The following is a 26,639-nucleotide window of genomic DNA, read 5'->3' on the forward strand; positions in this document are numbered from 1 at the left end:
GTGCTCTGGTAGCACCGCTGACGCCTGACGAGAGATCATCTCTTTCGCGACGTCAGGAACATTAGCAGGTCAGCGCCCGTGTGCCGAATCGGGGGATCAGTCAGCGAACTCGCCGGCGCGGATGGCGGCCACGAGGTCCCGCCACTCGCTGTACGGGCTGGTGACCGGCCGCCGGCCTCGGAGCGAACGCGGAAGGGGTCCGGCACCTGGGTAGGTGCCGGACCCCTTCCGACTGTGGAGCGCCAGGCCCGGGTTGCACGGACTCTTCCTACTGAAAGTAGGACGTGCTCTGGTAGCACCGCTGACGCCTGACGAGAGATCATCTCTTTCGCGACGTCAGGAACATTAGCAGGTCAGCGCCCGTGTGCCGAATCGGGGGAGTCAGGCGTCGAACTCGCCGGCGCGGATGGCGGCCACGAGGTCGCGCCACTCGCTGACATCGAGTTGGGCGATGGCCTCGGGTCGGAGGCTGCTGCGGACGTAGACGGCGTCGGAGGCGATGGCCACCTCCGGGCAGTTATTCGCATTGGCACACGCCGCGGGGCGTGTCCAGGCGAGGTTCTTCATTGAAGGGCCTCCGTTGACCAGGTGCTACAGGTCGAACTCGCCGGCGCGGATGGCGGCAGCGAGGTCGCGCCACTCGTCAGGGGTGAGTTGGGCGATGGCGTCGGGCAGCAGACTGCTGCGAACGAAGACGGCGTCGGGAGTGACCGCCACCTCAGGGCAGTTGTTCCCATCTCCGCATGCGGTAGGCCTTTGCCAGGCGAGCTCATCCATGCCGATTCCTCTCACAGGGTCTTCGCTACGCGGGAGATGAGGTCACGCGACTCGTCGGGGCCGAGCGCCCGCTCTCTCATCGCCGCAATGACGTCCTGATAGTTCTTGAGCTGGTTCACATCGGTCAGGAAGGCCGGTGTGCCGATGGAGTCGAGCTGCACGGTGTCCAAGCGGGAGACCGGACCTCGGGCGTACATGACTGCCTGACCTGCTCCCTTGAAGCCGCCGGCCCGGAACTCCACCACGCGTAGAGTCACGTTGGGGAGTTCTGACAGCGTCAGCAGATGGTCGAGCTGGGCGCGGGCCACGGCTGCCCCGCCGAACATCATCCGGAGCGCGGCCTCGTGGACGATCGCCTCGTAGGGCATGGGGTTGTTGCGAGTGAGGAGCTGTGCTCGGCGCATGCGGTTCTCCACCCGCGCTTCGATGTTCAGCGGCCTCAATGGTGGATAGACCTCGCGGAATATCTCCCGAGCTGTGTCTTCGGTCTGCATCAAGCCAGGCACGTGACAGATCTGATAGGTCGCGAGGCCGTGTGCGTGATGTTCGACCTCTGAGATGTCAAGCAGGCCGGTGGAGACGAGTCCGCGGTGGTCCTCCCACCAGCCTCTGGACTTGTCTCCCGCCATCGCTGCAAGAGCGTCGACGTATGCGGAGTCGCCTTCCTCGTACTCGGATGCAAGGGCGATCACCCGAGCGGGGGTGACGGCGTACATCCCCTGTTCGATGAGCGTGATCTTCGTGCGATTCAACCCAAGGACGGCGGCGGCCTCAGCGGTCGTCTTGCCGGCAGCATCGCGCATCTTCCGTAGCTCAATGCCGATCCGCTGCTTGCGGGCGCTCGGGGTATGGGGCATGGGATCAAGCATCTAACGCAGCGGTGGTGCGAGTCCAGCCACTCTTTTTGGGGACATGTTCCTAACCGTATGGCACATGTCCCTAGTCTGTCCTACAGTCTGTGATGCACCGATCACCGAACGGATCGTCAGTAACGCCGCTCGTGCACCGCAGAACACCCATGTCCAGTGGGTTCGTTCACGGCGACGCATCCGCCGGTCTCACCCATCCCCCTCCGGGAGACGCTGTGCGCAACCTCAACTCCCCCTCCCTCACCCTCTCCCGCGACGCCCTCCGCGACGGGATGGCCAGCGCCGGCTGGCCGCCCTCCCTCATCGCGGATGCCGAACTCGCGATGGTCGAACTCATCGTCAACGCCTGGCGCCACGGCGAGACGACCTCCCCGGTCATCCTGATCCACCACCGCGCCAACACCCTCCGCGTCGCGGTCTCCGACCGCAGTCCGCTCCCCCCGGAGAAGGGCCCCCTCTCGCTCCTCTCCGAGACCGGTCGGGGCCTCCAGCTCGTCGCCGGCCTCACCCACCGCTGGGGCGTCGACCCCCAACACCTCGGCAAAACCGTCTGGTTCGAGCTCCACCAGGACGGTGCTCTGTGAGCGCCCACCACCCCATCCACCCCGCCGACCCGGCGCTCCTCCACCTCACCTCGCGCCAGGTGACCGAGCTCATCGTCGAACTCCGTACCGAGGGTCGGGAATTCGGCCTCCTCTGGCCCTCGGCGACCCCGGGCGGAACCAACCTCCACGGCCGTCCGCTGGTCGACATCGGCAACGTCCCGGCCAGCACTCTGATCAACCTCCTCGCGCTCATCCGCGAGTTCAGGCGCAACCGCGACGTCCACCACGGGGCGGAGGCTACGTAGAGCCAGCGCCTATGCCCGGGCCTGCGACCTCGGAAGGCCCCGGTCCCGGAAGGGCGCTTGCATGGAATTCGGGCGATCCGGACCCCGACGGCGTGCTCAGTTCACCGACCTGGCATAGGTGTTGAACCGCAGGTACAGCCCGATGTGCGCGGGAGCACCCGGCGCGATGGTGCGGTAGCTGCACAGCTCCTGCACACCGGTGTCGCCTTCCTCGATCCCGGCCGTCAGCCGCCTCAGCACCTCGGCGTGCGGGCGCGGGTCGACCCCCTCGATCCGCATCAGCTCCGCGATCCGCGCGGCCGCCTCGGCATCGCTCCGGGCGTTCCCCGGCAGCCGCAGGTAGACGTTGGCCTCCTCGGGCCCCGTCGCACCCTCGCGGAACGCCAGGCAGGTCATCGGCTCGTTGTCCACCGTGCCACCGTCTCGCCCGTAGATCACGGCACGCGCCCGCGCCGCCCGCGCCGAGTCGTGGCGGTGGGACAGTGCGGCGACCGTGTCCAACTCGTCCATCGCCATCGGGAGATGGCGGAAGTAGACCTTCACCCGGGAGGCGCTTCCGCCGTCCAGATCAAGCGCGAAGAACTCCACCTCGTGCCCGCGCAGCGCGAGTTCCTCGCACCGCCGACCCACCGGCTCCCAGGCCTTCTCCAGGCCCAGTCGGTGCATGGCCTCGGCCATGACCTCGTGCGTCCGGTCCAGGCCGTGCGCCTGGGGGTTGAGGTAGACCTTGTAGTGCGGCCGCTCGCCGGGCTGCCAGGCCAGGGAGTGCCAGATGGTGGGCCGGTTGTGGTCGGGAGCGGCCGTGACGAACAGGTCCTCGACGTCGAGGTACCGCTCGATGCTCACCCCCGGCCGTTCGGCGAGCCGGAGCGTCAACTCCCGTCCCGCTTCTTGATATCCGAGTGGCGTGCGATCGCTGCTCAGCGACTCGAACAGGATGCGGACCTCCGGCTTCCCCGCCTTCCAGCTGACGGAGAGCTCGGCGGGGAAGCCGTCGGACGACACGAAGGACGGAGGATCGCACCTGGTCCCGATGGCGCGGGCGCCCCAAGGGCTGAGCACGTCCCGCAGCTCCCGCAGGACGCGCGCCGTCTCCAACTCGCCTGTGCCCAGGCCTCGGCAGACGGCTGTCCACTTCTCTTCCAGGAACTGCCCGAACGTCTTCTCCGGGTCCCGGAAGGGAGCCGGGGCGGTTGACGCGTCGCGAAGCAGCGGGCTGGTCACTGGCCCGACTGGTTGGGCTCGTTCCACTGGCCGGCGACGGTGGTGACCGAGGTGCCGCCGAGCAGGGCCGTACCGGCGGCGATCCCAACTGCCAGCGCTGCCAATGCCCTACGCATCATTGCCCCTCTCCATGATCGGTGATCAGATTGATCATAGGCACGAGATCATTGCCAAAGGTATGTATCTTTCGAACATGTCTTTGGCTTGATCCACCCCCTGCCCCACCGTCGCAGCCCCGGGAGACGCCATGTCCGCACCGCAGCAGCCCGCCGACCCGTACGCGGCGACCGGCGTCGTGGGCCCGGCCCCGGAAGGGGTGACCCTGCCGCTGCCGCCGGTCTTCGACACCGTCGAGGAGGAGCGCCAGTACCGGAAGGAGCAACTGGCGGCTGGCTTCCGCCTGTTCGGCCGGTTCGGCTTCTCGGAGGGTGTCGCCGGGCACATCACCGTCCGTGACCCGGAGAACCCGAACTGGTTCTGGGTGAACCCGTTCGGCATGAGCTTCAACCAGATCAAGGCCTCCGACCTGGTCCTGGTCGACCACGACGGAGCCCTGCTGCGCGGCACCCGGCCCGTGAACCGGGCCGCGTTCGCGATCCACTCCCAGGTGCACGCGGCCCGCCCGGACGCCGTCGCCGCCGCGCACTCCCACTCGCTGTACGGCAAGGCCTTCTCCAGCCTCGGCATCCCGCTCGACCCGATCACCCAGGACGCCTGCGCCTTCTTCGAGGACCACGGGCTGTACAGCGACTACCGGGGCGTGGTGACCGAGACCGAGGAGGGCAAGCGGGTCGCCGCCGCGCTGGCCGACCACAAGGCCGTGATCCTGCAGAACCACGGCCTGCTGACGGTCGGCGGGACGGTGGCCGAGGCGGTCTGGTGGTTCATCACCATGGAGCGCTCCTGCCAGGCGCAGCTGCTCGCGATGGCGGCCGGCACGCCGAAGCTGATCGACCGGGAGACCGCGCTGAAGACCCGCGACCAGCTCGGGAGTCCGCTGGCCGGCTGGTTCCAGGCCCGCCCGCTGTGGGACCAGATCACCCTCTCCGACCCCGACCTGTTCGACTGACCGGCCCGGCCCCACGCCCCCGTTCCTCCTCCTCGTCCTCGCCCTCGTTCTGGAGCCGCACCGTGCCTACCACCCCCGCCCAGCGCAGGCTCCGGATCGCCGTGTTCGGCGCCGGGTCTATCGGCTGCCACCTCGGCGGCATGCTCGCCTCGACCGCCGAGGTCACCCTGGTCGGCCGCCCCGCCGCGATGGCGGCGATCGACGCGGACGGGCTGACCCTCACCGGCCCGGGCGAGGCCCGCCGCGAGGTACGGGCGCTGACCGCCGCCACCGGCCCGGAGGCCGTGGCCGGCGCCGACTACGTCCTGGTCACGGTGAAGTCCGCCGACACCGGGACCGCCGCCCGGGAACTCGCCCCGCACCTGGGCCCCGACACGGTGGTGGTCAGCTTCCAGAACGGGCTGCGCAACACCGAGGTGCTCGCGGCCGCGCTGCCGTCCCACCGGGTGCTGGCCGGCATGGTCCCGTACAACGTGGTGCGGACCGGCCCCGCCGCCTTCCACCAGGGCAGCGGCGGGTCGTTGATGCTGGCGGGAGAGGAGGGCGCGGACGCCCTCGCCGACGCGGCCAGGGAGAGCGGCCTGCTGCTGGAGCTGCGGTCGGACATGCCGGCCGTCCAGGCGGCGAAGCTGCTGATGAACCTGAACAACGCCGTCAACGCGCTCTCCGGGCTGCCACTGCGCGAGCAGGTCGGGCAGCTGGCGTACCGGCGGTGCGTGGCGCGCTGCCAGCTGGAGGCGCTGGCGGTGTTCCGGGCCGCCGGAGTGGAGCCGGCCCAGCTCGGCCCGGTGCCGCCGGACGCGATGCCGCAGGTGCTCGAACTGTCGGACGCGCAGTTCCACGAGCTGGCCGGGGCCAGCCTGCAGATCGACGCCACCGCCCGCTCCTCGATGTGGGAGGACCTCCAGCGCGGACGCCCCACCGAGATCGACTCGCTCCAGGGCGAGATCGTCGCCCTCGCCGAGCGTCACGGCCTCACCGCCCCGGCCAACGCCCGTCTGATCGCCCTCGTCCGCGAGGCCGAGGCGGCCGGCCCCGGCGCGGCGCCCGGCTGGGCCGGCCCCGCCCTGCTCGCCGAAGTCGCCCCGGTCGGCTGACGGTCGGGCCCCGGTGATCGCGCCGCCGTCGACGGTGCGTCCGGCTCGAGTGCAGGATTCGGTCAGGGCCGACTCCCGCGCGCGGCTCCGCGCTCCCGCGTAGGCTTCCGCCCGCCCCGGCCGGGGGACGGTCCTCCGGTGTCACGGGGCGTCAACCACTCGGAGGGGAAACCGTGATACTCGAGATCCGCACCTACCGCCTCAAGCCGGGCACGCGTGCCGACTTCGTCCGGGTGATGGGCGAGGAGGCCGTCCCGCTGCTGCGGGCGGCCGGCATCCGGGTCGTCGACCACGGGGCGTCGCTCGTGGACGAGGACGGGCACGAGGAGGCGTACCTGATCCGGGCGTTCGACTCGATCGAGCAGCACCGCGCGCAGGAGGACGCCTTCTACGGCAGCGAGGTCTGGCGACAGGGCCCGCGGGAGGCGATCGTCTCCCGCATCGAGAGCCTGCACTCGATCGTGGTCGAGGCCGCCGACGACGCGGTCGAGGTCTTCAAGCGCTCCTGAACCGCCCCTGACCGACCCTGGCCGCCCCTGACTGCCCCTGACCGCTCCCGCTCCACCCGTCCGGCTTCACCGTCCGAGCCCCCGGTGGGCCTCGGGCCCGAAGCCGGCACCCTCAACCCCGGGGCCAGGGGCGGCCGTCGATCCGTTCGATGCCGGTGTTGAAACGGCGCAGGTACGCCGCGAAGGTGGCGATGTCCTCCTCCGGCCAGTCCGCCATCACCAGGTCGAGCGCCCGGACGTGCGCCTCGCGCTCGTCGTCCAGCCGGCGCCGGCCCTCCTCGGTCAGGCGGAACTTGCGGGCGATGCCGCCGTCCGGATCCGGGATGCGGTCGAGGAGCCCGGCGGCGGTGAGCGCCGCGGTCTGGCGGTTGAGCGTGGAGACGTCCAGCCCGAAGGCGTCGCTGAGCTGCCCGATCGACATGGGCCCCTGGGCCGCGACGCGGCTGAGCAGGATGTAGGCGCTGCGTTCGAGCTGGCTGCCCTCGGGGCGGCGGTCGTCGACCTGGTTGAGGTCGCGGTGCCGGGCGAACACCAGGAACTCGAGGGCTACCTCGTGCGTGGGGCCGGCCATGTCGAAGTCCCTTCATCACCGCGTTGACCTGCGGGTTCTTCGTCGATCACGTCCAGTATGCCAGAGATGTGCGCATCCCACACGCTGTGCACAGCGCACATCATGTGTAGCCTGAGCAATCTGTGCTATCTGCACATGGTGTGCGAACTGCACACGCCTGCGCCCCCGAATGCCCGAGGAGGCCCGTCATCAACGGCCCCGCCCCCACCGCCCGTACCGGTCCGATCGTGGCGACGCTCGCCTTCACCGGCACCGTCGCCGCGATCATGCAGACCCTGGTCACCCCGCTGATCAGCGAACTCCCGCAACTCCTGCACACCACCGCGTCCAACGCCTCCTGGGTCATCACCGCGACCCTGCTCTCCGCCGCCGTCTTCGTCCCGATCAGCGGCCGCCTCGGCGACCTGCTGGGCAAGCGGACGATGCTCATCGCCTCCTGCGTCCCGCTGCTGCTCGGCTCGGTGCTGTGCGCGGTGGCCGACTCCGTGCTGCCGATGATCACCGGCCGGGCGCTGCAGGGCATGGGCATGGGCCTGGTGCCGATCGGCATCAGCCTGCTGCGCGACGTCCTGCCGCCCGAGCGGCTCGGCTCGGCGATCGCGCTGGTCAGCGCCTCCATGGGGATCGGCGGCGGCCTCGGCCTGCCGATCGCGGCCGGCGTCGCCGACTACGCCAGCTGGCGCGTGCTGTTCTGGGGCACCGCCGTGCTGACCGTCGTCATCATCGGCATGCTCTGGACCGTCATCCCGGCCTCGACGGACTCGACGGCCTCGTCCACCGTGGCCTCGCCCGCCGCGGGTGGCCGCTCCGCCGTGGGTGGCCGCTCCGCCGGCCGCCGGTTCGACTTCGTCGGCGCGATCGGCCTGAGCGTCGGTCTGGTCTGCCTGCTGCTGCCCGTCTCCAAGGGCGGCGACTGGGGCTGGGGCAGCACCCGCACCCTCGGCCTGTTCACCGCCTCCGCCGCGATCCTGATGCTCTGGGCCCGCTGGGAGCTGCGCGTGACCGAGCCGCTCGTCGACCTGCGGGTCACCGCGCGCCCGCGGGTGCTGCTGACCAACGCCGCCTCCGTGCTGGTCGGCTTCGGCATGTACGCCCAGGCGCTGATCATCCCGCAGCTGCTCCAGCTGCCGAAGGCCACCGGCTACGGGCTGGGGCAGTCGATGCTGGCGATGGGCCTGTGGATGGCGCCCGGCGGGCTGATGATGATGGTCGTCTCCCCGCTCGGCGGCAAGCTGTCGGCCGCCCGCGGACCCAAGTTCACCCTGGTCGCCGGGGCGCTGACGATCGCCGTCGGGTACGGGCTGGCGCTGCCGCTGATGGGCTCCACCTGGGGCGTGCTGGTCGTCACGATCGTCTGCAACAGCGGTGTGGGCCTCGCCTACGGCGCGATGCCCGCGCTGATCATGAGCGCGGTGCCGCTGACCGCGACGGCCTCGGCGAACAGCTTCAACACCCTGATGCGCTCGCTGGGCACCTCGGTGTCCGCCGCCGTGATGGGCGTGGTGCTGTCGCAGCTGACCGTCACCCTCGGCGGGCACACCCTGCCCTCGGAGGGCGGCTTCCGGGTCGGCCTGGTGATCGGCTGCGCCGTCGCGCTGATCGCGGCCGCCGTCGCCGCCGTCATCCCCGCGCCGCCGGGGCCGCAGCTGCGCGCCGTCCCGGCCCAGGAGACGGCGGGCGCCGACGCGGCGGCCGCCGATGCGGGGAAGCCGGCCACCGCCTGAGCCTCGCGCCCGGGGTCCCGTCCGGGCCCGAGCGGGTCCCGTCCGGGCCCGAGCGGGTCCCGTCCGGCTCCGGTCGGGCCGCCTCCGCGCGGGGCGGCCCACTCGGACGGGTCAGGAGCTGTCGCTGTGGAGCGGGATGTTGCCAAGCATGGGGACGTACGGGCCCCTCGGCCGCCGAACACCGACCAGGAGAGGGATCCTCGGTGCGTGAACTCCACAGTCCCCCCAGCCACGGCCGAACCGGCCACCGTCCGCCGCCCGGCCGTCGCGCGGGCGGTGACGGGCGCGCGGGCCGGAGCTGGACACCGCAGCGCACGGTCGCGCTGATCGTGGCGGCGTCCGGCGCCGTGGTGCTCGCGGCCTGCGGCAGCAGCCCGTCGGGCACGGCGGCCGGCTCGCCGACGGCCACCGCGCCCAACACGAGCGCCTTCTCCGGCGAGCCGCCCTCCGCCGTCGCCTCCGCCGCGCAGTCGCTGCTGGCCTCGGCGTCGGCCGCAGCCGCCTCGGCCTCGGCGGCCGCCTCCGAGGCCGCCGCCTCGCTCTCCGCGAGGGCGTCCGCCTTCGGGGCGTCCGTGTCGGCCCAGCAGTCCGCGACCCAGGAGAAGGCCGCCTCGGTGCTCAGCGGGGTGACGGACGGTGGCAACGCGCAGGGCGACATCACCATCACCGGAGTCCCGCGGCAGAACACCGGAGGTCTGCACGCCGTGGTCGTCACGATCCAGAACCCGGGGCCCAACGCGGCCTCCTACGCGGTCCAGGTCGACTTCACCGACGCCGGCGGCAAGGCCGTGGACAGCGCCGTCGTCGGAGCCGAGAACGTCCCGGCGAACGGCAAGGCCCAGCCCGTCGCCTTCAGCCGGCAGCCGGCCGACAAGACTCTGATCCCGGTGGTGGTCAAGGCCGTCCGCTACTGACGCGGGCCCGTTTGTCGTTCGCCGCGCGATCCCGCACCCGGCAGCGGGCGTCGCGCGGCGGGCGCCCGAGCACCCCCCCGCACGGTGCCGGTCACCCGCTCGGTTCTGAACGTCCTGCGGGCCTGCGCCGCGGTGAGGCCCCGCGCCGGTGAGGCCCTGCGCGTCCCCGGTGGCTCGGGGCCGCTCTGCCGGCGCCACGAGTCGGAGCGACCCGCGGCGGTGAGCCCGCGCTCGCGCCGACTCGCCGTGGACGCCCGCGGTCCCGCCGCCCACGCCCGGGTTACGTGACGCCGTCGCCGGGTTACGTGACGCCGGCGGCTCGCTGCTCAGGTGACGCCGTCCGCCTGTTCCCGCCGACGGGTCCGGTAGGCGCGGGAGCGGCAGCGGGGCGAGCAGTAGCGGGGCGGTCGGCCGCCCGGGTGCCGACAGGCGGGGGAGGGGGCGGGTGCCGGGAGTGGTCCGTCACAGGCGGGGCAGGCCGCCGTCGGTGCGGGCTCGGTCGGTGCGGGCTCGGTCGGTGCGGGGGTCTGCGGTGTGGGCGTCTCCGGCGCGGGTTCGTCGTGCACATGGCCTTGAAGCGTTCCGTCCGTACCGCCACCACCGCCACCGGCCGGGCCGGCTCGACTCCCTCGTCCTCTGCGCCCGCCGCCGGGTCCTCCGCGTCCGCGAGCCGCTCCGGCCGCTGAGCCTCCTCCCGGCGAAGTGGCGCGCCCTGCACGGGAAGTCGGCCGAGTAGACCTCCCGTGCAGGGCGCGTTGTCGATTCCGGCGGTCCGTCCGTTCGCCCGTTCGCCCGTTCGCCCGCGCGCTCAGCGCAGTCGGGAGGAGGACAGGATCGACGCCAGGTGCGCGACCACCATGCCCCAGGTGATCACCGTGATGCCCGCGAGCGTCCACCGCGTCGCGTCCAGGTTGCCGAGCCCCGCGTCCACCGCGGCCGCCGCCAGCAGCACCAGCGAGGCCTCGATGCCGTTCGTCACCCGGTGGATCTTGAACACCGAGGCGAGCCTGCGGGCCGTCGCGATGCCCTGGGAACGCGGCTGCGTCGACTCCTCGGTCGCCGGGAGCTGCCCGCTGCGGGCCCGGGCCACGTCCACCAGGTCGGTCGAGGCCTTGAGCAGCACCACGCCCAGCGCGGCCGCCAGCCCCGCCGACACCCACAACTCCGACCCGCCGCGCGCCGCCCGTACGCCCGCGCCGATCATCAGCGCGGCGTCCGCCAGATAGGCGCCGAGCCGGTCCACGTACACCCCGGCCATGCTGAACCGGCGCTTCCAGCGCGCCACTTCGCCGTCCACGCAGTCGAACAGCAGGAACAGCTGGAACAGTACGGCGGCCAGTACCGCGCCGGTCAGGCCCGGGATCAGCAGGGCCGCGCCGCCGCCGACCCCGCACACCACCATCACCCAGGTGAGGGTGTTCGGCGACACCGAGGTGCGCACCAGCTGCCGGGTCGTCCGCAGCGAGATCGCCCGCATGTACATCCGGCCCGCCCAGTGCTCGCCGTTGCGGCTCTGAAGCTTGGCCTGCGGCTGGCACACCTCGCGCAGCTCGGCGAGTGCCGGAGCAGCCACCATGACGACTTCCCTCCACCTGTCCTGAAACGATCACCACAGGCTACGGCCTCCGGGGGAACGCCCCGACCGGGTGGGGCGCCGGTGGTGGTACGGGAGGTGTCCACCGGTGGAACGTCTGTCGCGGACGGCTGCCGGACGGCTGCCGGAGGGGCGCGGGGCGGTGTGCGGGGCGGAGCGGGCGGCGGTCTGAACGGCGGCGTGTACGGCGGTGTGGGCGGTGGAGGGTGCGGCGGTGAAAACCGGTGGGCCGCCCGAGCGGGCCGGGCTAGGCTGCGCGGGTTCGCCGGAACCCGAAGCCCCGGGGCCGACCGCTCGCCCCCGACCGCCCGCGCCCGCACGCCCGCACGCCACCCGCGCACCGGTCGACGCGCTCCGCGCGGTCCCGGAGCAGAACGAGGAGCGCAGATCCATGGTGACCACGGGCAGTCCGTCCCAGAGCCCCGACCTGGCCCGACTGCTGGCGGACCACCGCCCGCACGGGCCGGTGGAGACCACCGACCACGAGCGGGCCCGCCGGCTCCTCGACGTCGCCGACGCCTGGAACAGGGGCACCTTCCCGCTCCACTTCACCGCCTCCGCGCTGATCGTCCACCCGCCCACCCGCCGCGTCCTGCTGCGCTGGCACGTCCGCCAGCAGGCCTGGCTGCACGTCGGCGGCCACGGCGACCCGGGGGAGACCCGGCCGCTGGACATCGCCCTGCGCGAGGGCCTGGAGGAGACCGGCCTGACCGACCTCACCCCCTGGCCCGGCCCGGCCCTCGTCCACCTCGCCGTGGTGCCCGTCCCCGCCTCGCCCGCCGAACCCGCGCACCAGCACGCAGACCTGCGCTTCCTGCTGGCCACCGGTACCCCGGAGTCGGCCCGGCCGGAGAACCCGGCGTCCCCGCTGGAGTGGCTCACCGTCGAGGAGGCCGGGCGACGGACCACCGAGGAGAACCTCCGTGAGACCCTCGACCGCGCCGCCCGCCTGCTGCCGCCCGCCTGACCCACTCCCGCCGCTGCCCGCCCGACTGCCCCCTGCCGCCCGACCGACGTCCCCTGGAGACCACCGGATGCACACCGACCAGACCCTGATCTTCGACGCCGACGACACCCTCTGGGAGAACAACGTCCTCTTCGAGCGGGTCATCGACGGCTTCCTGAACTGGGTCGCCGCCCCGGCCGAGCACGTGCGCACCAGGGCCCTGCTGAACGAGATCGAGGCCGCCAACTCCGCCACCCTCGGCTACGGCGCCACCGTCTTCCGGCAGAGCCTCGCCGACTGCCTGCAGCAGCTCAACAGCCGCACCCCCACGGCCGAGGAGCAGGCCCGCATCGACGACCTGCTCACCCCGCTGACCAGCCGCGACGTCGAACTGATCCCCGGCGTCGCCGACACCCTGGCCGCCCTCGCCGACCGCCACCACCTGCTCCTGCTCACCAAGGGCGACCAGGACGAACAGCGGCGCAAGGTGACCGAGTCCACCATCGACCACCACTTCCGGGGCATCCACATCGTCGCCGAGAAGTCGGTCGACACCTACCGGCAGCTCACCACCGACCTCGGCCTCGACCCGGGCCGGACCTGGATGATCGGCAACTCGCCCAAGTCCGACATCGCCCCCGCCCGCCGGGCCGGCCTGCGCACCGTCTTCATCCCGCACGAGCACACCTGGGTGCTGGAGCACACGGAACTCGGCCCCGACGAGGCGACGCTGCAGCTCGGGACCTTCCCCGAGCTGCTGCGCCACTTCTGATGGTCCGTCAGCCCATCAGCGAGGTCGCCGGGACGGGCGTCCCGTCCCGGTGCAGCCACGCCCGCTCGGCGGCCGACCAGATGCCGGTCGTCAGCAGGTAGAGCACGGCGGCCACCGGCACCAGCGCCGCGAACAGCACCGACCCGAACGACAGGTACGGCAGCAGCGCCGCCCCCGGCTGGGCCGGAGCCTTCGCCGTCGTTGCCGCTGCCGTCGTTGCCGCTGCCGCCGCCGTCGCGGCCGCGCGCCGGGCCCGGCGGAAGTTGACGACCCCGACCGCCGCCAGCCCGGCGAACAGCACCCCGAACACCACCCACTGCCCGGCGCCGTGCGCACCCGTGACGTGCAGGCCCAGCGGTACGCCGAACAGGGTGTGGTCCAGCAGGTCGTTCGGGGTGGTGAACAGGCGGTACATCACCGAGAAGAACGGGATCTGCACCAGCAGCGGCAGGCACCCCGCGAACGGCGACACCTGCTCCTTGCGGTACATCTCGGCCATCGCCTCCCGCAGCTTCTCCGGCCGGTCCCGGTGCTTGCGCTGCAGCGCGGCGACCTTCGGCGCCAGCCGCGCCCTGGCCTTCTCCCCGCGCGCCGCCGCCCGCGCCAGCGGGTGCAGCGCCAGCCGGACGGCGACGGTGAACAGGATGATGGCCGGCGCGGTCGGCACCAGGTGGGCGACGGCGGCGACGACGGCGTGCGCGACGGCGACGGCCGGGTCGAGAACGGCGAGTACGGACATGGTGAAGCGAGCCCTCCGGGGTCTCAGGACATGAGTGATCGGCGGAGGACGGCCACAGAGAACGTCTTACGGTCCTACTGCCTTACGGTCTTACGGTCGTGCGGAAGACTCGCGGAAGACCGGCGGAAGAGGGTTCACGCGGCCGCCGGGGCCGCTCCCGGCGCCCTGGGGCGTCGCCTGCCCCGGGCGTCCGGATCACGCTGCGGAAGGAACGCCGTACCGAACGCCCGACGCCGCAGCACCCCGCTGCGCACCGCCGCCGGTGCCCGAGCCCCCAGCAGCCGCGCCCCGGCCAGTGCCCCGGCCAGTGCCCCGGCGACCGCCCCGGCCACCAGCACCACGGCCGCCACGGCGGCAACCGACGCCAGCGTCCCGCTGTCGGCCACCGACTCCCCGGTCAACACCCGGAGCAGGCCCAGCAGCATCGCGACCACGGCCACGGCGCCCTCCCCCTCCCGGTGTCCTCGGCTCCCTGACGTACCAGCACGACGATCCTCCGAGCCGCAGGGTTCCCGCCCGTCGGGGATTTCCCCGGCGGTGCGTCCCCACCCGCGCCCGCGCCCGTCGTCGCCCCGTTTCCGTTCGTGCTCGAAGGTGTCGTTCCCGGCCCGGGGTCGGGACGTGCAGGAGGTGTAGCCGGCGGGGCTACGCGGGGCTACCGTGGAAGGGTGAAGACGATTACCCAGCGGGAGTTCCGGAACAACTCCGCCGCGGTGATGGACGCGGTGGAGGCGGGGGAGACCTTCCACATCACCAGGAACGGGGTCGAGGTCGCCGAGCTGCGGCCGGTGTCCGGGCGCCGGCGGCTCACGGCGGAGGAGCTGGTGGCGCGGCACGTGAAGCTGCCGCGGGTGGACTACCAGCAGATGCGCAAGGAGGCCGAGGAGTACTTCGGGCCCGAGGAACTGGTGGGGGACGAGGGCGACGACCCGTTCGAGCGGCGGCGTGGCTGAGCGCCGCAGGGCGCCCCGGCGAAGGCCGGCCGGGGTGCTGGACACCTGCGTGTACATCGACCTGGCGCTGCTCAGCCCGTCCGACCTGCCGGCCGTACCGGAGCTGACCGCGATCACCTTCGCCGAGTTGCAGCAGGGCGTGTCGATGGCCAGGGACCCGGCCAGCCGGGCGGCCCGGCTGGAGGTGCTGGGCGCGGCGATGGCGGACTTCGACCCACTGCCCTTCGACGCGGCCGCCGCCGCCCGCTACGGGACGCTGGTCACCCTCACCATCGCCGCGGGGCGGCAGCCGCGCCCGCGCCGGATAGACCTGATGATCGCCGCGGTGGCCTCGGCCCACGGGCTGCCGCTGTACACCCGCAACGTGGCGGACTTCCGGGGGCTGGGCTCGGCGGTGGAGGTCATCGGGGTGTGAGGGCGGCGGTCCCGCTGCGATCCACCTCGTCCGCCAGGGCCGTCGCGGCCTTGATCGCGGCAGGGCGCCGCCGGGTCCTGGTGACCACCTGCTCGTCACCGCCCCCCTCAGGGCAGGCGGTGACCACGAAGTGCGGGCGGCCGGTCAGCTCGATGAACAGCCAGCGGAACGTCAGGAACAGCACGACGACCGCAGCGACGACGATCTCGATGAAGGGGATGACGGCGAGGACGTTCAGCAGCTTCTCGACGAAGCCGCCCTGCGCGGGCTCCCGGTACCCGTACGGCCGCTCGATCACGATCAGGACCGGTCGGCCGTCCGGCCCGGTCGCCTTCACGCACCCGCCGAAGTCGGTCCGGTCCCCGCGGGCCCAGGCCTTCCGCTGCAGCGCCAACGCTCCGGCGCTCTCGCGCGCCCTGAACCACCGGTCCCGCTCCTGGTCCTGGCGGATCCGTTCCTCGTCCGCGGCCTTGCGTGCGGCCCGCCGCTCCCCCCGGGTGCTCATGGCGATCATCGTAGGAACTCGGTTCAAGGGAGGGTGCAGCGGGCCGGAGGAGCGGCCGTCCGTCAGCCCAGGCGGACCGCCGTCCCGGTCGCGGCGGAGGCGCGGGCGGCCTCCAGGACGGCCAGGGCGGCCACCGCGTCGCGCGGGTCGACCGGGGGCGGGGTGCCCGGGGTGGCCAGGGTGGCGGCGACGCCCCGGTAGAAGGCGGGGTAGTCGCCCGGGTCGGTCGGCAGCGAGATCGCGGACTCGTCGGTGCCGAGGGTGCCGTAGTGCGCGGGCTGGTCGGCGCCCCACGGGCGGGTGCCGTCCGGCCGCAGCCCCGCCCGCAGGTCGGCCTCCTGCGGGTCCATGCCGGGCTTCACGTAGCCGGCGGTGTCGCCGAGCACCCGCAGCCGCGGGCCGATCAGCGGGGTGATGGCGCTGGTCCACAGGTGGGAGCGGGTGCCGGAGGCGTGGGTGAGGGCCAGGAACGCGTCGTCGTCCACCACCGCGCCGTCACGCCGCACGTCGATCTCCGCGTACACCGTCTCGACCGGCCCGAACAGGGTGAGCGCCTGGTCGACCAGGTGGCTGCCCAGGTCGTACAGGGTGCCGCCGACCTCGGCCGGATCGGCCAGCTCCCGCCAGCCCGGCTTGGGCTTGGGACGGAAGCGCTCGAACCGGGACTCGAAGCGGTGCACCCGGCCGAGCGCGCCGCCGCGCACCAGGCGGCTCGCGGTGAGGAAGTCGCCGTCCCAGCGCCGGTTGTGGAAGACGGAGAGCAGGACGCCCCGCTCCTCGGCGAGCCGGCACAGCTCCAGCGCCTCGGCGGCGGTGCCCGCCAGCGGCTTGTCCACCACGGTGGCCAGGCCGGCCCGCAGGGCGGCGCGGGCGAGCGGCGCGTGGGTGCGGTTGGGCGAGGCGATGACGACCAGGTCGAGCGCGTCCGGGTCGGCGAGCAGCTGCTCAGGCGTGTCCACGGCACGGGCGCCCGGGTGCTCACGCGCCAGCTGGGCACGCCGCTCGGGATTGGCGGTGACCACGGCGTCCAGCCGCAGGCCCGGCGTGGTGGCGATCAGAGGCGCGTGGAACGCGGAACCGGCCAGGCCGTAGCCGACCAGGCCGACGCGGAACGGACCGGAGCTCGTCTTCGGGGTCATGCGCCTACTCAATCACGGGGCGCCCGCTTGCTCCCGGTTTGGTGCACGGGGGCCGGGGTGCGCGGGTGGGGTGCGTGGGCGGGGAGTGCCGGGGAGGTTCCGGTGGGCGGGACGTTCTGTCCCCGGACACCCGGGCGGATTAGGCTGTGCCGCGTCAGGGCCCTCGTACTACGCACGACGTTGCAACACTTCGGGAGACACGCACGTGGCAGACCGCAAGCCCATCGAGTCCTGGCTGACCGACATGGACGGGGTCCTCATCCACGAGGGCACTCCGATCCCCGGGGCGGAGGAGTTCCTGCGCAAGCTGCGGGAGTCCGGCAAGCCCTTCCTGGTCCTCACCAACAACTCCATCTACACCCCGCGCGACCTCAGCGCCCGGCTCGCGGGAATGGGGCTGGAGGTGCCCGAGGAGTGCATCTGGACCTCCGCCCTGGCCACCGCCAAGTTCCTCAAGAGCCAGCGGCCGAACGGGACCGCGTACGTGATCGGCGAGGCGGGGCTGACCACCGCGCTGTACCAGGCCGGTTACGTGCTCACCGACAACAACCCCGACTACGTGGTGCTCGGCGAGACCCGCACCTACTCCTTCGAGGCGCTCACCAAGGCGATCCGTCTGATCAACCAGGGCGCCCGGTTCATCTGCACCAACCCGGACGAGACCGGCCCCTCCCCCGAGGGCGTGCTGCCGGCCACCGGCTCGGTCGCGGCCCTGATCACCAAGGCGACCGGGGTCGATCCGTACTTCGTCGGCAAGCCCAACCCGCTGATGATGCGCGAGGCGCTGAACACCGCCGGGGCCCACTCCGAGACGGCGGTGATGATCGGCGACCGGATGGACACCGACATCGTCGCGGGCATGGAGGCCGGCATGGAGACCGTCCTGGTGCTCACCGGGCTGACCTCCGCCGCCGACGTGGAGCGCTTCCCGTACCGTCCGGGCCGTGTGGTCCAGTCGATCGCCGACCTGATCGAGCTGATCTAGGGACGTCCCCGCGCCGGCAGCCCTCCGGCCGCCGCGGTTCTGTCGTGGGCCCCGTTCCGGCCGGTCGCCGGGGCGGGGCCGTTTCGTACCCGCGGGTAGGGGCGGCTGGCGGCCGCCCATCCGGGTTCGCGACCGGCTCCGGGGACGCGAGTTGTCGGTGGGGCTGTGTAGCGTTCGGGGTGAAAGAGGGCGTGCGGCGCAGCAGCCGCGGTGTGGGAGGTAGATGTCGTGACGGACACGGTCGAGGCGGGCGTGGTCGAGGCCGGCGCGGGCGGCGGGCTGGAGCTGCCCGAGTCCTGGCGCGAGGTGCTCGGCGCCGAGACGGAGAAGCCGTACTTCGCCGAGCTGGCGGCCTTCGTGGCGGCCCAGCGCGCGGAGCACGAGGTGTTCCCGCCGAGCGGCCAGGAGTTCGCCGCGCTGGAGGCCACCCCGTACGACAAGGTCCGGGTGCTCGTGCTCGGCCAGGACCCGTACCACGACAACGGCCAGGCCCACGGCATGAGCTTCTCGGTGCTGCCGGGCACCAAGACGCCGCCGTCGCTGCGCAACATCTTCAAGGAGCTGGACGCCGACCTGGGCATCCCCGCCCCGGACAACGGCTACCTGATGCACTGGGCCCAGCAGGGCGTGCTGCTGCTCAACGCGGTGCTCACGGTCCGCGCGCACGAGGCCAACTCGCACAAGGCGAAGGGCTGGGAGAAGTTCACCGATGCCGTGATCAAGGCGGTGAGCGACCGCGAGGAGCCGGTCGTCTTCGTGCTGTGGGGCAACTACGCGAAGAAGAAGCTGCCGCTGATCGACACCACCAAGCACGTGGTGGTGCAGGGGGCGCACCCGTCGCCGCTGTCGGCCAAGCTGTTCTTCGGCAGCCGCCCGTTCTCCCAGATCAACACCGCGCTGGACTCCTTCGGCGCCGGGGCGATCGACTGGCAGGTGCCGAACCTCAAGGAGGCGTGAGCCTCGGCTCGAGCACCTCGGTGTGAGCACTCTGGTTCGAACACCCTGGTTCGAGCATCTCGGTTCGAGCACCTCGGTTCGAGTGTCGGTGGCCGTGGGCCGGACGGGTTCGATGTCCCGTTCGTCCGCGGCCACTTGGCGTTCAGCGACGGTGGCCGTCGGCCGGTACCGGGTGTGCTTAGCTGGTGCCGACCGGTCGCCGGACCGGTCCGGGGAGGGGCGTCACGTGCACGGGCTGGGGCGGACGGGGACGTTGCGGTGGGCCGTGGGGGCGCTGCTGGCCGGGGTGATGGCCGTCGTTTCCGGTTGTAGCGGGTCGGACGGCGGCACGCCGGGCGCCGTCGCGAGTTCGGGTCCGGGCGGGGGCGGGGGCGGGGGCGTCGGCGCGGGGCGGGTCGGGGAGCTCGCCCAGCCCCCCGGGCAGGCCTTCTACGTCTCCGACCGGACCAACGCCGCCCGCCAGGTGACCGCGCTGCGCGGCCAGGGCCGGACGGCGGAGGCCGACGAGCTGCTGCGGATCGCCACCCAGCCGTCCTCGCAGTGGCTCGGCGAACAGGGCGCCCGGGAGATCGCCGAGCAGGTGAGCCGGCAGGCCACCGAGGCGGGCCGGACGGCGGTCTTCGTCGCGTACGACATCCCGCACCGCGACTGCGGCCAGTACTCGGCCGGAGGCGCCCCCGACGCGGCCGCCTACCGGGCCTGGATCACCGGCGTCGCGCAGGCCCTCGGGGACCGCAGGGCCTGGGTGGTGCTGGAGCCGGACGCCGTCGCGCACACCCTGGACGACTGCGGGATCAAGGGCGACCTCGCCGCCGAGCGGTACGGCCTGCTGGCCTTCGCCGTCCAGGAGTTGAAGAAGAACCCGAACGCGCGGGTCTACCTGGACGCCGGCAACCCGGGCTGGGCGCAGGACCCGGCGGAACTGGCCACCGCCCTGCGCAAGTCGGGCATCGCGGCGGCGGACGGCTTCGCCGTGAACGTCGCCAACTTCTACGACACCGACCGGAACGCGGCGTACGGCGCCAGTCTCTCCGCGGCCCTCGGCGGGAAGAACTTCGTCATCGACACCAGCCGCAGCGGCAACGGGGCGCTCGGCGGCGCCTCCTGGTGCAACCCGCCCGGGCGCGCGCTCGGCGAGCGGCCGACCACCGAGACCGGCCGGCCCGGGGTGGACGCCTACCTGTGGATCAAGAACCCGGGGGAGTCGGACGGCGACTGCGGCCGGGGCGAGCCCAGGGCGGGCGAGTTCTGGCTGCCGTACGCGCTCGGGCTGGCGCGGGCGGTGCGCTGAGGGCGCTCGCTCCGCCGGGGCCGCCGGGGCCGCCCGGGCCGCCCGCTCCGCCCAGGCTGCCCGGGTCGCCCGCTCCGCCCGGGCCGCCCGCGCCGTTTCTCGGGCGTCAGCCGGTGACCTGGATCCAGCGGGCGACCGACGGGGTGCCGGCGGCGTCCGTCAGGAACAGCATGTACCAGCCCGGCGGCAGCAGGTCGGCGTTGCCGGGCAGGGCGAGCGAGACGCCGTCCGCCGTCCGCCCGGTGACGTCCAGGGCCACCGAGCGCTGCTCGACGTCCGTCACGTGGGTCACCGAACTCGGCCGGATCAGCTTGGCGGTGGCGACCGCCTCCGGCCGGGCGGTGCCGACCGTGACGGACCCGCCGAGCCTGGCCGTCCGCGGAACGGCACCGACCTGCGGGCGGTCGCCGTGGTACAGGTACGGCGGGGTGTAGATCTCGATGCGCTGCTCGAAGCCGCCCGGCTGCGTCTCGGCCTTGTCCGCGAAGAGCGGGTTGGAGCCGAGCACGGCGACCCGGCCGTCCGGCAGCAGCAGCGCCTCGGAGTGGTAGTTGCGGCCGACGGTCGGCTCGGCGGCGGTGCTGAAGCTGTTCGAATCCGGGTGGTACACCTGCGCCTTGAGCAGGTCGCTGTCACCGCGGCCGCGGTAGCCACTGGATCCGCCGGTGGTGAAGACGGTGTCGTCCGGGAGGATCACGCTGTTGAGGTAGCGGGTGCCGCCGGCCGGCAGGTCCGGCCCCGGGGTGAAGGCCGGTTTGGCGGAGGAGAGGTCCGCGATGTCGGTGCGGGCCGTGGACAGCGGGGACTCGCCGACGCCACCGCCGCCGAGCACCATCACCCGCTGCGCCTGCGCGGGCGGCAGCAGCACCGAGGAGGAGGTCTCGGTCAGGCCGGGGTCGCGCAGACCGGGGACGGGCTGGAAGGCCCCGTTCGAGAGGTCCCACAGGCCGGGCTCGCGGCCCTTGTCGCCGGGGCCGTAGCCGCCGTTGGAGCCGGAGTAGAAGAGCCGGCCGGAGGCGGTGAGGAAGATCGCCGGATAGGTCGGGAAGTAGTGGTCGGGGCCCTTGGACCAGGACTTGGTCTTCGGGTCGTAGATCTCGTTGTCGTTGCCGTTGAGGATCTCCCCGGTGTCGTCCAGCCCGGAGACGGTGACCACCCGGCCGTCGCCCAGCCCGGTCAGCGTCGGGTACCAGCGGGCGTGGGCCATGTCGGTGACCGGCTCGTACAGCTCGGTGTCCGGGTTGAACTCGAAGGCGGAGCGGATGCCCTGGTACTCCTGCTTGTCCAGGGTCAGCTTCTCGTTCTGCCCGTACAGGTTGTGGGCGTCCGTGCCGCTCAGGCCCTTGATCCGGTACTGGGCGGGGGAGTCGGAGGCGTAGTCCGGGCCCGGGCCGACCGCCTCCACGTACACGTGCTGCTCGCCGGCGGTCACCACGGTCTGCTTGCCGGAGCCGGTCTTGGTCGCGGCCGGGACGGTCACCGCGACGGTGCTGGCGTACTCGTGGCCGTTCGGGGAGACGAAGACGGTGCCCTTGGGGAAGGTCCGGTCGTGCTCCGGGCTCTCGTTGCGCACCCGCATGACGCCCGCCGCCTTCTTCACGGCGCCGGCCAGCTTCTCGTAGCGCTGGGTGCCGCCGGCCACCAGGACGCGGCCGTCCGGCAGCGAGGTGTGGCCGCCGCAGAACATGTCGGCCGGGGTGGGGACCAGCTTGTAGGTGTTCTCGGCCGGGTCCCAGAGCAAGCTCTTGAAGGTGCCGGCGTTGAACTGCTTCTCGTCGTTGCCGGAGCCGGCCACGATCAGGACCTTGCCGGTGCGCAGCAGGGTCGCGTGCACGGCGTTGACCCGGAACTCGGCGGGCAGCGACAGGGTCTGCCAGTGGCCGTACTGCGCCTTGTACTCGGGGCGGTTGATCACGTAGTGGTGGTACTGCTCGGAGGCGAAGCCGAGGACGGCCGGCGCGTTCATCCCGGCCACGGTCAGTGCGACGGTGCTGCCGAGGGCGAGGCGCTTGGTGCGGCCGGCCTTGTGGATCTTCACGTGGGTGCTCCCCTCGGGAGGTCGTCAGTGGGTGGGTGTCAGGGGGTGTCCGGGCGGTACGGGAGCTCCGGGGGGTGGGGCAGTTCCGGGGGGTGGGGGAGCTCCGGGTGGTACGGGGGGTGGGGGAGCTCCGGGTGCTACGGGGGCTGTGGAGGCTCGGGGAGTTCGGGGATCGCGGGCGTGGCGCGGGCGGCGCTTCTCCAGGAGGACGCCAGGGGTCGAGGCCGGGCCGCCGGTGACGGTGAGGGTGGCGGTGGGGCGGCTCCGTCGGCGACGGACAGCGTCGCCGACGGTGATCAGGACCGGCAGGAGGGTGAGCAGGAGGGCGATCCAGGCCCAGGTGCGCATCGCGGCGTGGTCGTAGCCGGTGAAGTAGGAGGCGGTGATCGCGCCGCCGAACACCAGCGTCCAGAACAGGTGGAAGCGGAAGGCGCCGAGCCGGTCGGTACTGGCCGAGCGGCCCTTGGGCGTCACCACGAAGCGGCTGCGGCGGCGGACGAGTGCCTGGAGCAGCGAGGCCGCGTAGACCGGGCCGCAGAGCGCCGACATCACCATGCCGGCGACCCCGGAGGAGCCGGCCGGCTCGTGCGGGCTCACGTTGTGCTTGCGGTTCCAGGTGTAGAGCAGGAGTTGGAGCGCGGCGGCGTCGCTGTAGAGCATCATCCAGATCTCCGAGGAGACGTGCACGCCGGAGGCGCCGAAGCCCAGGTAGAGCACGCTGGACAGGCCACCGAGCAGCCAGGTGAGGGCCGCCATCGGGTAGAAGCCCACCATCAGCGAGTAGTTGAGCAGCCGGCCGGGCGACAGCTTCCACAGCACCCGCCAGTACTGGGTGAGCAGGGTCTCGTAGGTGCCACGGCTCCAGCGCAGTTGCTGGGAGAAGAAGTCGGTCCAGGAGGAAGGCCCTTCGCCGACCGCCAGCACGTCCGGGGTGTACACGGACTTCCAGCGCTCCCCGGTCTCCGGGTTCCGGCTGCGGTGGAACTCCAGGCCGGTCGCCATGTCCTCGGTGATGGAGTCGTACAATCCGCCGATCGACTGGAGCGCCCGGATTCTGACGGCGTTGTTGGTGCCCACGAACATCGGTGCGCCGTAACGGTTTCCGGCGCGCTGGATGAGGGCGTGGAAGAGGTACTGCTGGCTCTCGGAGAACCTGGTGACGGCCGAGCCCGAGGTGCGGTAGTTCCCGTACACCTGGGGGCCGACCACGAATGCCACGTCCGGGTCGCGGAAGTAGCCGAGCATCCGCTCGCAGAAGTCCGGCAGCGGGACGTGGTCGGTGTCCACGGACACCCAGAACTCGTAGTCGTCGCCGTGGGCCTGGAGCCAGGCGTTGTAGTTGCCGTGCTTGGTCCCGGCGCGGAACCGGCCCTTCGGCCGGTTCCAGCGCGGGCTGCCGGCACGGCTGAAGTGGCGCACGCCCAGTTCGGTGCAGAGCGCCTGCATTGCAGGATCGTTTCCCTCGTCCAACAACCAGACGTCGTACGGTCCGTTGTGCCGCACGGCCCGGGCCGCGGTCAGCGTGGCCCGGACCATCTCGGGCGGTTCCTTGCCCGGCACGCAGGTGGTGAGGAAGGCGACCCGGGTCCCGGCCTCCGGTGTCACCGGGACCGGGTCGCGGGCGACCAGCGTGGCGTGGGTGTTGGAGACGACGTTGACCAGCCGGAACACCTCGACGACGGCGATGATGCCGATCATCACCTTGTCGCCCAGGAGCACCAGGGCGTTCGTCTCGTCCAGCCGCTCGGGCCAGTGCTCCGGCAGCAGCAGCCAGACCAGCAGCACCGCCTCCACCACGGGGGCCGCCATCATCAGCAGGGCGGCGCGGATCCGGTGCGGCTCGCGGTGCAGCAGGCTGCGGTACCGGACGCGGTAGGGGGGTGCGGGGGGCGGGTCGTAGTCGTACGGGGCGGTCGTCGGGGCGGGGCCGTACGGGGAGGTTGTCGAGGCGGGGCCGTACGGGACGCCGGGGGGTGGGTCGTACGGGGCGCCGGCAGGTGGGTCGTACGGGGCGGCTGCGGGGGCGGGGCCGGAGCGGGCGGCCGGTTCGGGCCAGTAGACGCCGCCGCCGAGGTCGTCGTCCTCGTCCGGGTCGTACGCCGGGCCGGCGAGACGGCTGAAGTGACCGTAGTCGTAAGGGGCTTCGGGAGCGGGAACGGCGCTCAGGGCGGCCTCGTCCAGCTGCCCGGGACCTCGCCCGTGGGCCGTTCCGACGCCCTTTCGTCGTGAGAACGGCGGCGTGGTCATAGCTGCTCCCCCCCGGAGTTCGCGCCTCGCTCGGCTCGCTAGGCTCGCTCGGCTTCTGCGTGGGCTTGCCTCGACTCGGAGCCGTCCGGGTGGAAGTGGAACAGGGCGGAACGGGGCGGAACCGGTCGGCGACAGCTCGAATCGGCTGGGCCGTCCAGCGCATTCGGCGTGTGCGATCGGTCCCGTGGAGCGGCGGTGCGGCGGTGCGGCGGCTTCGAATTCGGGATCCCGATGCACTTTCCCGTTTCCCCTCCGGGCACGTCGGGATCCTTGGTCTCCTCAACTCTCCCTGAGCGCAACGGTGATCGCAACCAGTCCGGGAGATCGCCGCCGCCGAGGCATGAAGATGCCACGGTTCCCGGCCGCAATGGCCGGGGTTGATGCTATTGCGGGGGAATCGGGTTCCGGGGTGGCTTGTGGGTGCTCAGCGGGTGGTTCGCGGGTGCTCCGCGAGCGGTCTGCTGGTGGTTCGCGGGGCAGCGGAACGGCCGGACCGTCCCTCAGGGGCGAACCGGCCGTCCGTACGGGGGCGGACTGCTCAGAGCGGGGGCAGCAGGGTGGCACCGGTCGCCGACCGGACCTCCGCGAAGTCCACGCCCGGAGCCGTCTCCACCAACCGCAGGCCCTCCGGGGTCACGTCGATCACGGCGAGATCGGTGACGATCCGGTCCACAACTCCCCGACCGGTGGCCGGAAGTGACAGTTCCTCGACGATCTTCGGCGATCCGTCCCGGGCGGTGTGCTCCATCACCACGATCAGCCGACGGGCCCCGTGCACCAGGTCCATCGCGCCGCCCATGCCCTTGACCATCTTGCCGGGGATCATCCAGTTGGCGAGGTCCCCGGCGGCCGACACCTGCATCGCGCCGAGCACCGAGACGTCGATCCGCCCGGCCCGGATCATGCCGAAGGAGAACGCGGAGTCGAAGTACGAGGCGCCGGGGGCGACCGTCACCGTCTCCTTGCCGGCGTTGATCAGGTCGGCGTGCTCGGTGCCCTCCTCCGGGAACGGGCCGACGCCGAGGATGCCGTTCTCCGAGTGCAGCACCACCTCGACGCCCGGCGGGAGGTGGTTGGGGATCAGGGTCGGCAGGCCGATGCCCAGGTTCACGTACTGGCCGTCGCGCAACTCGCGGGCGGCGCGGGCGGCCAGGGCGTTGCGCGGGTCGAGGGCGGGGGCGGCCGGGGTGCCCGTGACGGGGGCGGGGTCGGCAGTCTCGATGGGCATCGGGTCAGGCCTCCTGGAGTGCGGGGCGGACGGTCCGGCGCTCGATGCGGCGGTCCTCGGGGTCGGCGGCCACCACCCGGTCGACGTACACCCCGGGCAGGTGCACCGCGTCCGGCGGGAGCTCGCCCGGTTCGACGATCCGGTCCGCCTCGACCAGGGTGATCCGGCCCGCCATCGCGCAGAGCGGGTTGAAGTTCCGGGCGGCGGCGTGGAAGACGCAGTTGCCGTGCCGGTCCGCCACCTCGGCCCGGACCAGCGCGAAGTCCGCCGTGATCGCCTCCTCCATCAGGTACCGACGGCCGCCGAACTCCCGGACCTCCTTCGGCGGGGAGGCCAGGGCCACCGAGCCGTCGGCCGCGTAGCGCCAGGGCAGCCCACCCTCCTCGATCTGGGTGCCGACCCCGGCCGGGGTGAAGAACGCCGGGATGCCGGATCCGCCCGCCCGCAGCCGCTCGGCCAGCGTGCCCTGCGGGGTCAGCTCCACCTCCAGCTCGCCGGAGAGGTACTGCCGGGCGAACTCCTTGTTCTCCCCGACGTACGAGGAGGTCATCCGGGCGATCCGGCCCGCCCGCAGCAGCAGGCCCAGCCCCCAGTCGTCCACCCCGCAGTTGTTCGAGACCACCCGCAGCCCGGTGGCACCGGAGTCCACCAGGGCGCCGATCAGCGTGCTCGGGATGCCGCAGAGGCCGAAGCCGCCGACGGCCAGGACCGCACCGTCGGGGATGTCCCCGACCGCGTCGGCGGGGGAGTCCAGGACCTTGTCCAAGGGGTCACCTCGTGAGGGAGTGGGAGGAGGGGAGGAACGGAGGGCGGAGGGGTGGAGGGAGGAGAGCAGGCGGGGGATGGAAGGAAGGAGGCGGCGGGGGCGGGCGGCGGACGGACGGGCAGGGCGGCGGGACGGAGGGGCAGGCGGGGAAGGGGGGCCGGCGGGCTCGGGAACCGCGCGGAGCCCACGGCCGTGCCAGGCCGGGCTGAGGTCCTGCCTGGGCCGGATCGGGTCGGACGCGCCGCTGGGGTGGCTGCCGCCGGACGGGCTCCGCGCCCCTCCACCGTCACCGGGCGGGGGCCGCCGTAGCCATGGCGGCCACCCCCATGGGTGGGTGCGGATCCGTGTTGGTGGGCCACACCCGCGAGCCCGGGGGACGGCGACCGGCCGACGGTATGTCGGTTGCCACCACATCCTGGTGGGCTGATGCGTCGACCAGGCACATGTCGCTGCTCTCACC

29 protein-coding genes are annotated in these 26,639 nt (G+C 72.6%); 14 read left to right on the plus strand and 15 right to left on the minus strand.

The window, feature by feature from the left end:
* Positions 1 to 381 precede the first annotated feature (381 nt).
* Genes ACZ5OX_RS25685 through ACZ5OX_RS25695 form a run of 3 tightly spaced genes read right to left on the minus strand, consistent with a single transcriptional unit; the run spans position 382 to position 1,634 of the window.
* Positions 382 to 567: a DUF397 domain-containing protein gene (locus tag ACZ5OX_RS25685; protein WP_465633290.1), complete on the minus strand. Its 186-nt coding sequence runs from the start codon at positions 565 to 567 to the stop codon at positions 382 to 384.
* A 24-nt stretch (positions 568 to 591) separates the two neighbouring features.
* Entirely contained in the window at positions 592 to 777 is a 186-nt protein-coding gene (locus ACZ5OX_RS25690; RefSeq protein ID WP_465633292.1) for a DUF397 domain-containing protein, read from the minus strand.
* Positions 778 to 788: 11 nt separating this feature from the next.
* Positions 789 to 1,634 carry a helix-turn-helix domain-containing protein gene (locus ACZ5OX_RS25695; RefSeq protein ID WP_465633294.1) on the minus strand — a complete coding sequence of 282 codons (846 nt, stop codon included), beginning with the start codon at positions 1,632 to 1,634 and terminating at the stop codon, positions 789 to 791.
* Positions 1,635 to 1,861: 227 nt separating this feature from the next.
* On the opposite strand from ACZ5OX_RS25695, the gene ACZ5OX_RS25700 reads away from it, so the two are divergent.
* Entirely contained in the window at positions 1,862 to 2,230 is a 369-nt protein-coding gene (locus ACZ5OX_RS25700; RefSeq protein WP_449789695.1) for an ATP-binding protein, read from the plus strand.
* On the plus strand, positions 2,227 to 2,496 hold the full coding sequence (locus ACZ5OX_RS25705; protein WP_465633296.1) for a hypothetical protein: 270 nt from the start codon (positions 2,227 to 2,229) through the stop codon (positions 2,494 to 2,496). The genes ACZ5OX_RS25700 and ACZ5OX_RS25705 overlap by 4 nt, the downstream gene beginning before the upstream one ends.
* A gap of 96 nt (positions 2,497 to 2,592) precedes the next feature.
* Here the strand turns inward: ACZ5OX_RS25705 and ACZ5OX_RS25710 are convergent, their stop codons facing one another.
* Complete coding sequence (locus ACZ5OX_RS25710) at positions 2,593 to 3,720, minus strand: tryptophan dimethylallyltransferase family protein (RefSeq protein ID WP_465633298.1); 1,128 nt, start codon at positions 3,718 to 3,720, stop codon at positions 2,593 to 2,595.
* Positions 3,717 to 3,839 carry a hypothetical protein gene (locus ACZ5OX_RS25715; RefSeq protein WP_465633300.1) on the minus strand — a complete coding sequence of 41 codons (123 nt, stop codon included), beginning with the start codon at positions 3,837 to 3,839 and terminating at the stop codon, positions 3,717 to 3,719. The genes ACZ5OX_RS25710 and ACZ5OX_RS25715 overlap by 4 nt, the downstream gene beginning before the upstream one ends.
* Positions 3,840 to 3,967: 128 nt before the next feature.
* On the opposite strand from ACZ5OX_RS25715, the gene ACZ5OX_RS25720 reads away from it, so the two are divergent.
* The 3 genes from ACZ5OX_RS25720 (at position 3,968) to ACZ5OX_RS25730 (ending at position 6,395) form a co-directional block, all read left to right on the plus strand.
* Positions 3,968 to 4,789 (plus strand): class II aldolase/adducin family protein, encoded by an 822-nt coding sequence (locus ACZ5OX_RS25720; RefSeq protein ID WP_465633301.1) that lies wholly within the window; start codon positions 3,968 to 3,970, stop codon positions 4,787 to 4,789.
* Positions 4,790 to 4,851: 62 nt separating this feature from the next.
* Complete coding sequence (locus ACZ5OX_RS25725; protein WP_465633303.1) at positions 4,852 to 5,886, plus strand: 2-dehydropantoate 2-reductase; 1,035 nt, start codon at positions 4,852 to 4,854, stop codon at positions 5,884 to 5,886.
* Positions 5,887 to 6,059: 173 nt separating this feature from the next.
* Complete coding sequence (locus ACZ5OX_RS25730; RefSeq protein ID WP_449789689.1) at positions 6,060 to 6,395, plus strand: NIPSNAP family protein; 336 nt, start codon at positions 6,060 to 6,062, stop codon at positions 6,393 to 6,395.
* Between the two features lie 112 nt (positions 6,396 to 6,507).
* Here the strand turns inward: ACZ5OX_RS25730 and ACZ5OX_RS25735 are convergent, their stop codons facing one another.
* Positions 6,508 to 6,966, minus strand: a complete 459-nt coding sequence (locus tag ACZ5OX_RS25735) for a MarR family winged helix-turn-helix transcriptional regulator (RefSeq protein WP_449789688.1) — start codon at positions 6,964 to 6,966, stop codon at positions 6,508 to 6,510.
* Between the two features lie 188 nt (positions 6,967 to 7,154).
* On the opposite strand from ACZ5OX_RS25735, the gene ACZ5OX_RS25740 reads away from it, so the two are divergent.
* Positions 7,155 to 8,690 (plus strand): MFS transporter, encoded by a 1,536-nt coding sequence (locus ACZ5OX_RS25740; protein WP_465633446.1) that lies wholly within the window; start codon positions 7,155 to 7,157, stop codon positions 8,688 to 8,690.
* A gap of 329 nt (positions 8,691 to 9,019) precedes the next feature.
* Positions 9,020 to 9,604: a hypothetical protein gene (locus ACZ5OX_RS25745; protein ID WP_449789687.1), complete on the plus strand. Its 585-nt coding sequence runs from the start codon at positions 9,020 to 9,022 to the stop codon at positions 9,602 to 9,604.
* Positions 9,605 to 10,412: 808 nt separating this feature from the next.
* Here ACZ5OX_RS25745 and ACZ5OX_RS25750 read toward each other — a convergent pair.
* The gene (locus ACZ5OX_RS25750; protein ID WP_465633305.1) at positions 10,413 to 11,180 is read right to left on the minus strand and encodes a CDP-alcohol phosphatidyltransferase family protein; all 768 of its coding nucleotides are present in this window, start codon (positions 11,178 to 11,180) and stop codon (positions 10,413 to 10,415) included.
* 409 nt (positions 11,181 to 11,589) lie between these two features.
* On the opposite strand from ACZ5OX_RS25750, the gene ACZ5OX_RS25755 reads away from it, so the two are divergent.
* Positions 11,590 to 12,165 (plus strand): NUDIX hydrolase, encoded by a 576-nt coding sequence (locus ACZ5OX_RS25755; RefSeq protein ID WP_465633307.1) that lies wholly within the window; start codon positions 11,590 to 11,592, stop codon positions 12,163 to 12,165.
* Between the two features lie 67 nt (positions 12,166 to 12,232).
* On the plus strand, positions 12,233 to 12,916 hold the full coding sequence (locus ACZ5OX_RS25760) for an HAD family hydrolase (protein WP_465633309.1): 684 nt from the start codon (positions 12,233 to 12,235) through the stop codon (positions 12,914 to 12,916).
* 7 nt (positions 12,917 to 12,923) lie between these two features.
* Here ACZ5OX_RS25760 and ACZ5OX_RS25765 read toward each other — a convergent pair whose 3' ends face one another.
* Both ACZ5OX_RS25765 and ACZ5OX_RS25770 read right to left on the minus strand, forming a co-directional pair.
* The gene (locus tag ACZ5OX_RS25765; RefSeq protein ID WP_465633311.1) at positions 12,924 to 13,655 is read right to left on the minus strand and encodes a YidC/Oxa1 family membrane protein insertase; all 732 of its coding nucleotides are present in this window, start codon (positions 13,653 to 13,655) and stop codon (positions 12,924 to 12,926) included.
* A gap of 134 nt (positions 13,656 to 13,789) precedes the next feature.
* The gene (locus ACZ5OX_RS25770; protein WP_465633313.1) at positions 13,790 to 14,095 is read right to left on the minus strand and encodes a DUF6412 domain-containing protein; all 306 of its coding nucleotides are present in this window, start codon (positions 14,093 to 14,095) and stop codon (positions 13,790 to 13,792) included.
* A 228-nt stretch (positions 14,096 to 14,323) separates the two neighbouring features.
* On the opposite strand from ACZ5OX_RS25770, the gene ACZ5OX_RS25775 reads away from it, so the two are divergent.
* Complete coding sequence (locus ACZ5OX_RS25775) at positions 14,324 to 14,608, plus strand: type II toxin-antitoxin system Phd/YefM family antitoxin (RefSeq protein WP_063349249.1); 285 nt, start codon at positions 14,324 to 14,326, stop codon at positions 14,606 to 14,608.
* Positions 14,609 to 14,642: 34 nt separating this feature from the next.
* On the plus strand, positions 14,643 to 15,023 hold the full coding sequence (locus ACZ5OX_RS25780) for a type II toxin-antitoxin system VapC family toxin (protein ID WP_107086361.1): 381 nt from the start codon (positions 14,643 to 14,645) through the stop codon (positions 15,021 to 15,023).
* On the opposite strand, the gene ACZ5OX_RS25785 is transcribed toward ACZ5OX_RS25780, so the two are convergent.
* Complete coding sequence (locus tag ACZ5OX_RS25785; protein WP_465633315.1) at positions 15,010 to 15,528, minus strand: hypothetical protein; 519 nt, start codon at positions 15,526 to 15,528, stop codon at positions 15,010 to 15,012. The two genes, ACZ5OX_RS25780 and ACZ5OX_RS25785, sit on opposite strands and share 14 nt — an antisense overlap.
* Before the next feature lie 62 nt (positions 15,529 to 15,590).
* Positions 15,591 to 16,667 (minus strand): Gfo/Idh/MocA family oxidoreductase, encoded by a 1,077-nt coding sequence (locus tag ACZ5OX_RS25790; protein ID WP_465633317.1) that lies wholly within the window; start codon positions 16,665 to 16,667, stop codon positions 15,591 to 15,593.
* Between the two features lie 205 nt (positions 16,668 to 16,872).
* Here ACZ5OX_RS25790 and ACZ5OX_RS25795 point away from each other — a divergent pair, with 205 nt between their 5' ends.
* The 3 genes from ACZ5OX_RS25795 to ACZ5OX_RS25805 all read left to right on the plus strand — a co-directional run bounded on the left by ACZ5OX_RS25795 (position 16,873) and on the right by ACZ5OX_RS25805 (position 19,900).
* The gene (locus tag ACZ5OX_RS25795; protein ID WP_465633319.1) at positions 16,873 to 17,652 is read left to right on the plus strand and encodes an HAD-IIA family hydrolase; all 780 of its coding nucleotides are present in this window, start codon (positions 16,873 to 16,875) and stop codon (positions 17,650 to 17,652) included.
* A gap of 228 nt (positions 17,653 to 17,880) precedes the next feature.
* Positions 17,881 to 18,609 (plus strand): uracil-DNA glycosylase, encoded by a 729-nt coding sequence (locus tag ACZ5OX_RS25800; RefSeq protein WP_465633321.1) that lies wholly within the window; start codon positions 17,881 to 17,883, stop codon positions 18,607 to 18,609.
* A gap of 226 nt (positions 18,610 to 18,835) precedes the next feature.
* A complete protein-coding gene (locus ACZ5OX_RS25805) occupies positions 18,836 to 19,900 on the plus strand; it encodes a glycoside hydrolase family 6 protein (protein WP_465633323.1) in 1,065 nt (354 codons plus the stop codon).
* A 106-nt stretch (positions 19,901 to 20,006) separates the two neighbouring features.
* Here ACZ5OX_RS25805 and glxA read toward each other — a convergent pair whose 3' ends face one another.
* The 4 genes from glxA to ACZ5OX_RS25825 all read right to left on the minus strand — a co-directional run bounded on the left by glxA (position 20,007) and on the right by ACZ5OX_RS25825 (position 26,179).
* Positions 20,007 to 21,938 carry a radical copper oxidase GlxA gene (gene glxA, locus ACZ5OX_RS25810; RefSeq protein ID WP_465633325.1) on the minus strand — a complete coding sequence of 644 codons (1,932 nt, stop codon included), beginning with the start codon at positions 21,936 to 21,938 and terminating at the stop codon, positions 20,007 to 20,009.
* Positions 21,939 to 21,962: 24 nt separating this feature from the next.
* A complete protein-coding gene (locus ACZ5OX_RS25815) occupies positions 21,963 to 24,185 on the minus strand; it encodes a glycosyltransferase family 2 protein (protein ID WP_465633327.1) in 2,223 nt (740 codons plus the stop codon).
* A gap of 538 nt (positions 24,186 to 24,723) precedes the next feature.
* Positions 24,724 to 25,413 carry a 3-oxoacid CoA-transferase subunit B gene (locus tag ACZ5OX_RS25820; protein WP_449789672.1) on the minus strand — a complete coding sequence of 230 codons (690 nt, stop codon included), beginning with the start codon at positions 25,411 to 25,413 and terminating at the stop codon, positions 24,724 to 24,726.
* Positions 25,414 to 25,417: 4 nt separating this feature from the next.
* Positions 25,418 to 26,179: a CoA transferase subunit A gene (locus ACZ5OX_RS25825; RefSeq protein ID WP_392881183.1), complete on the minus strand. Its 762-nt coding sequence runs from the start codon at positions 26,177 to 26,179 to the stop codon at positions 25,418 to 25,420.
* Between the last annotated feature and the right edge of the window lie 460 nt (positions 26,180 to 26,639).

The sequence above is a fragment of the Kitasatospora sp. NPDC032121 genome (assembly GCF_055580145.1).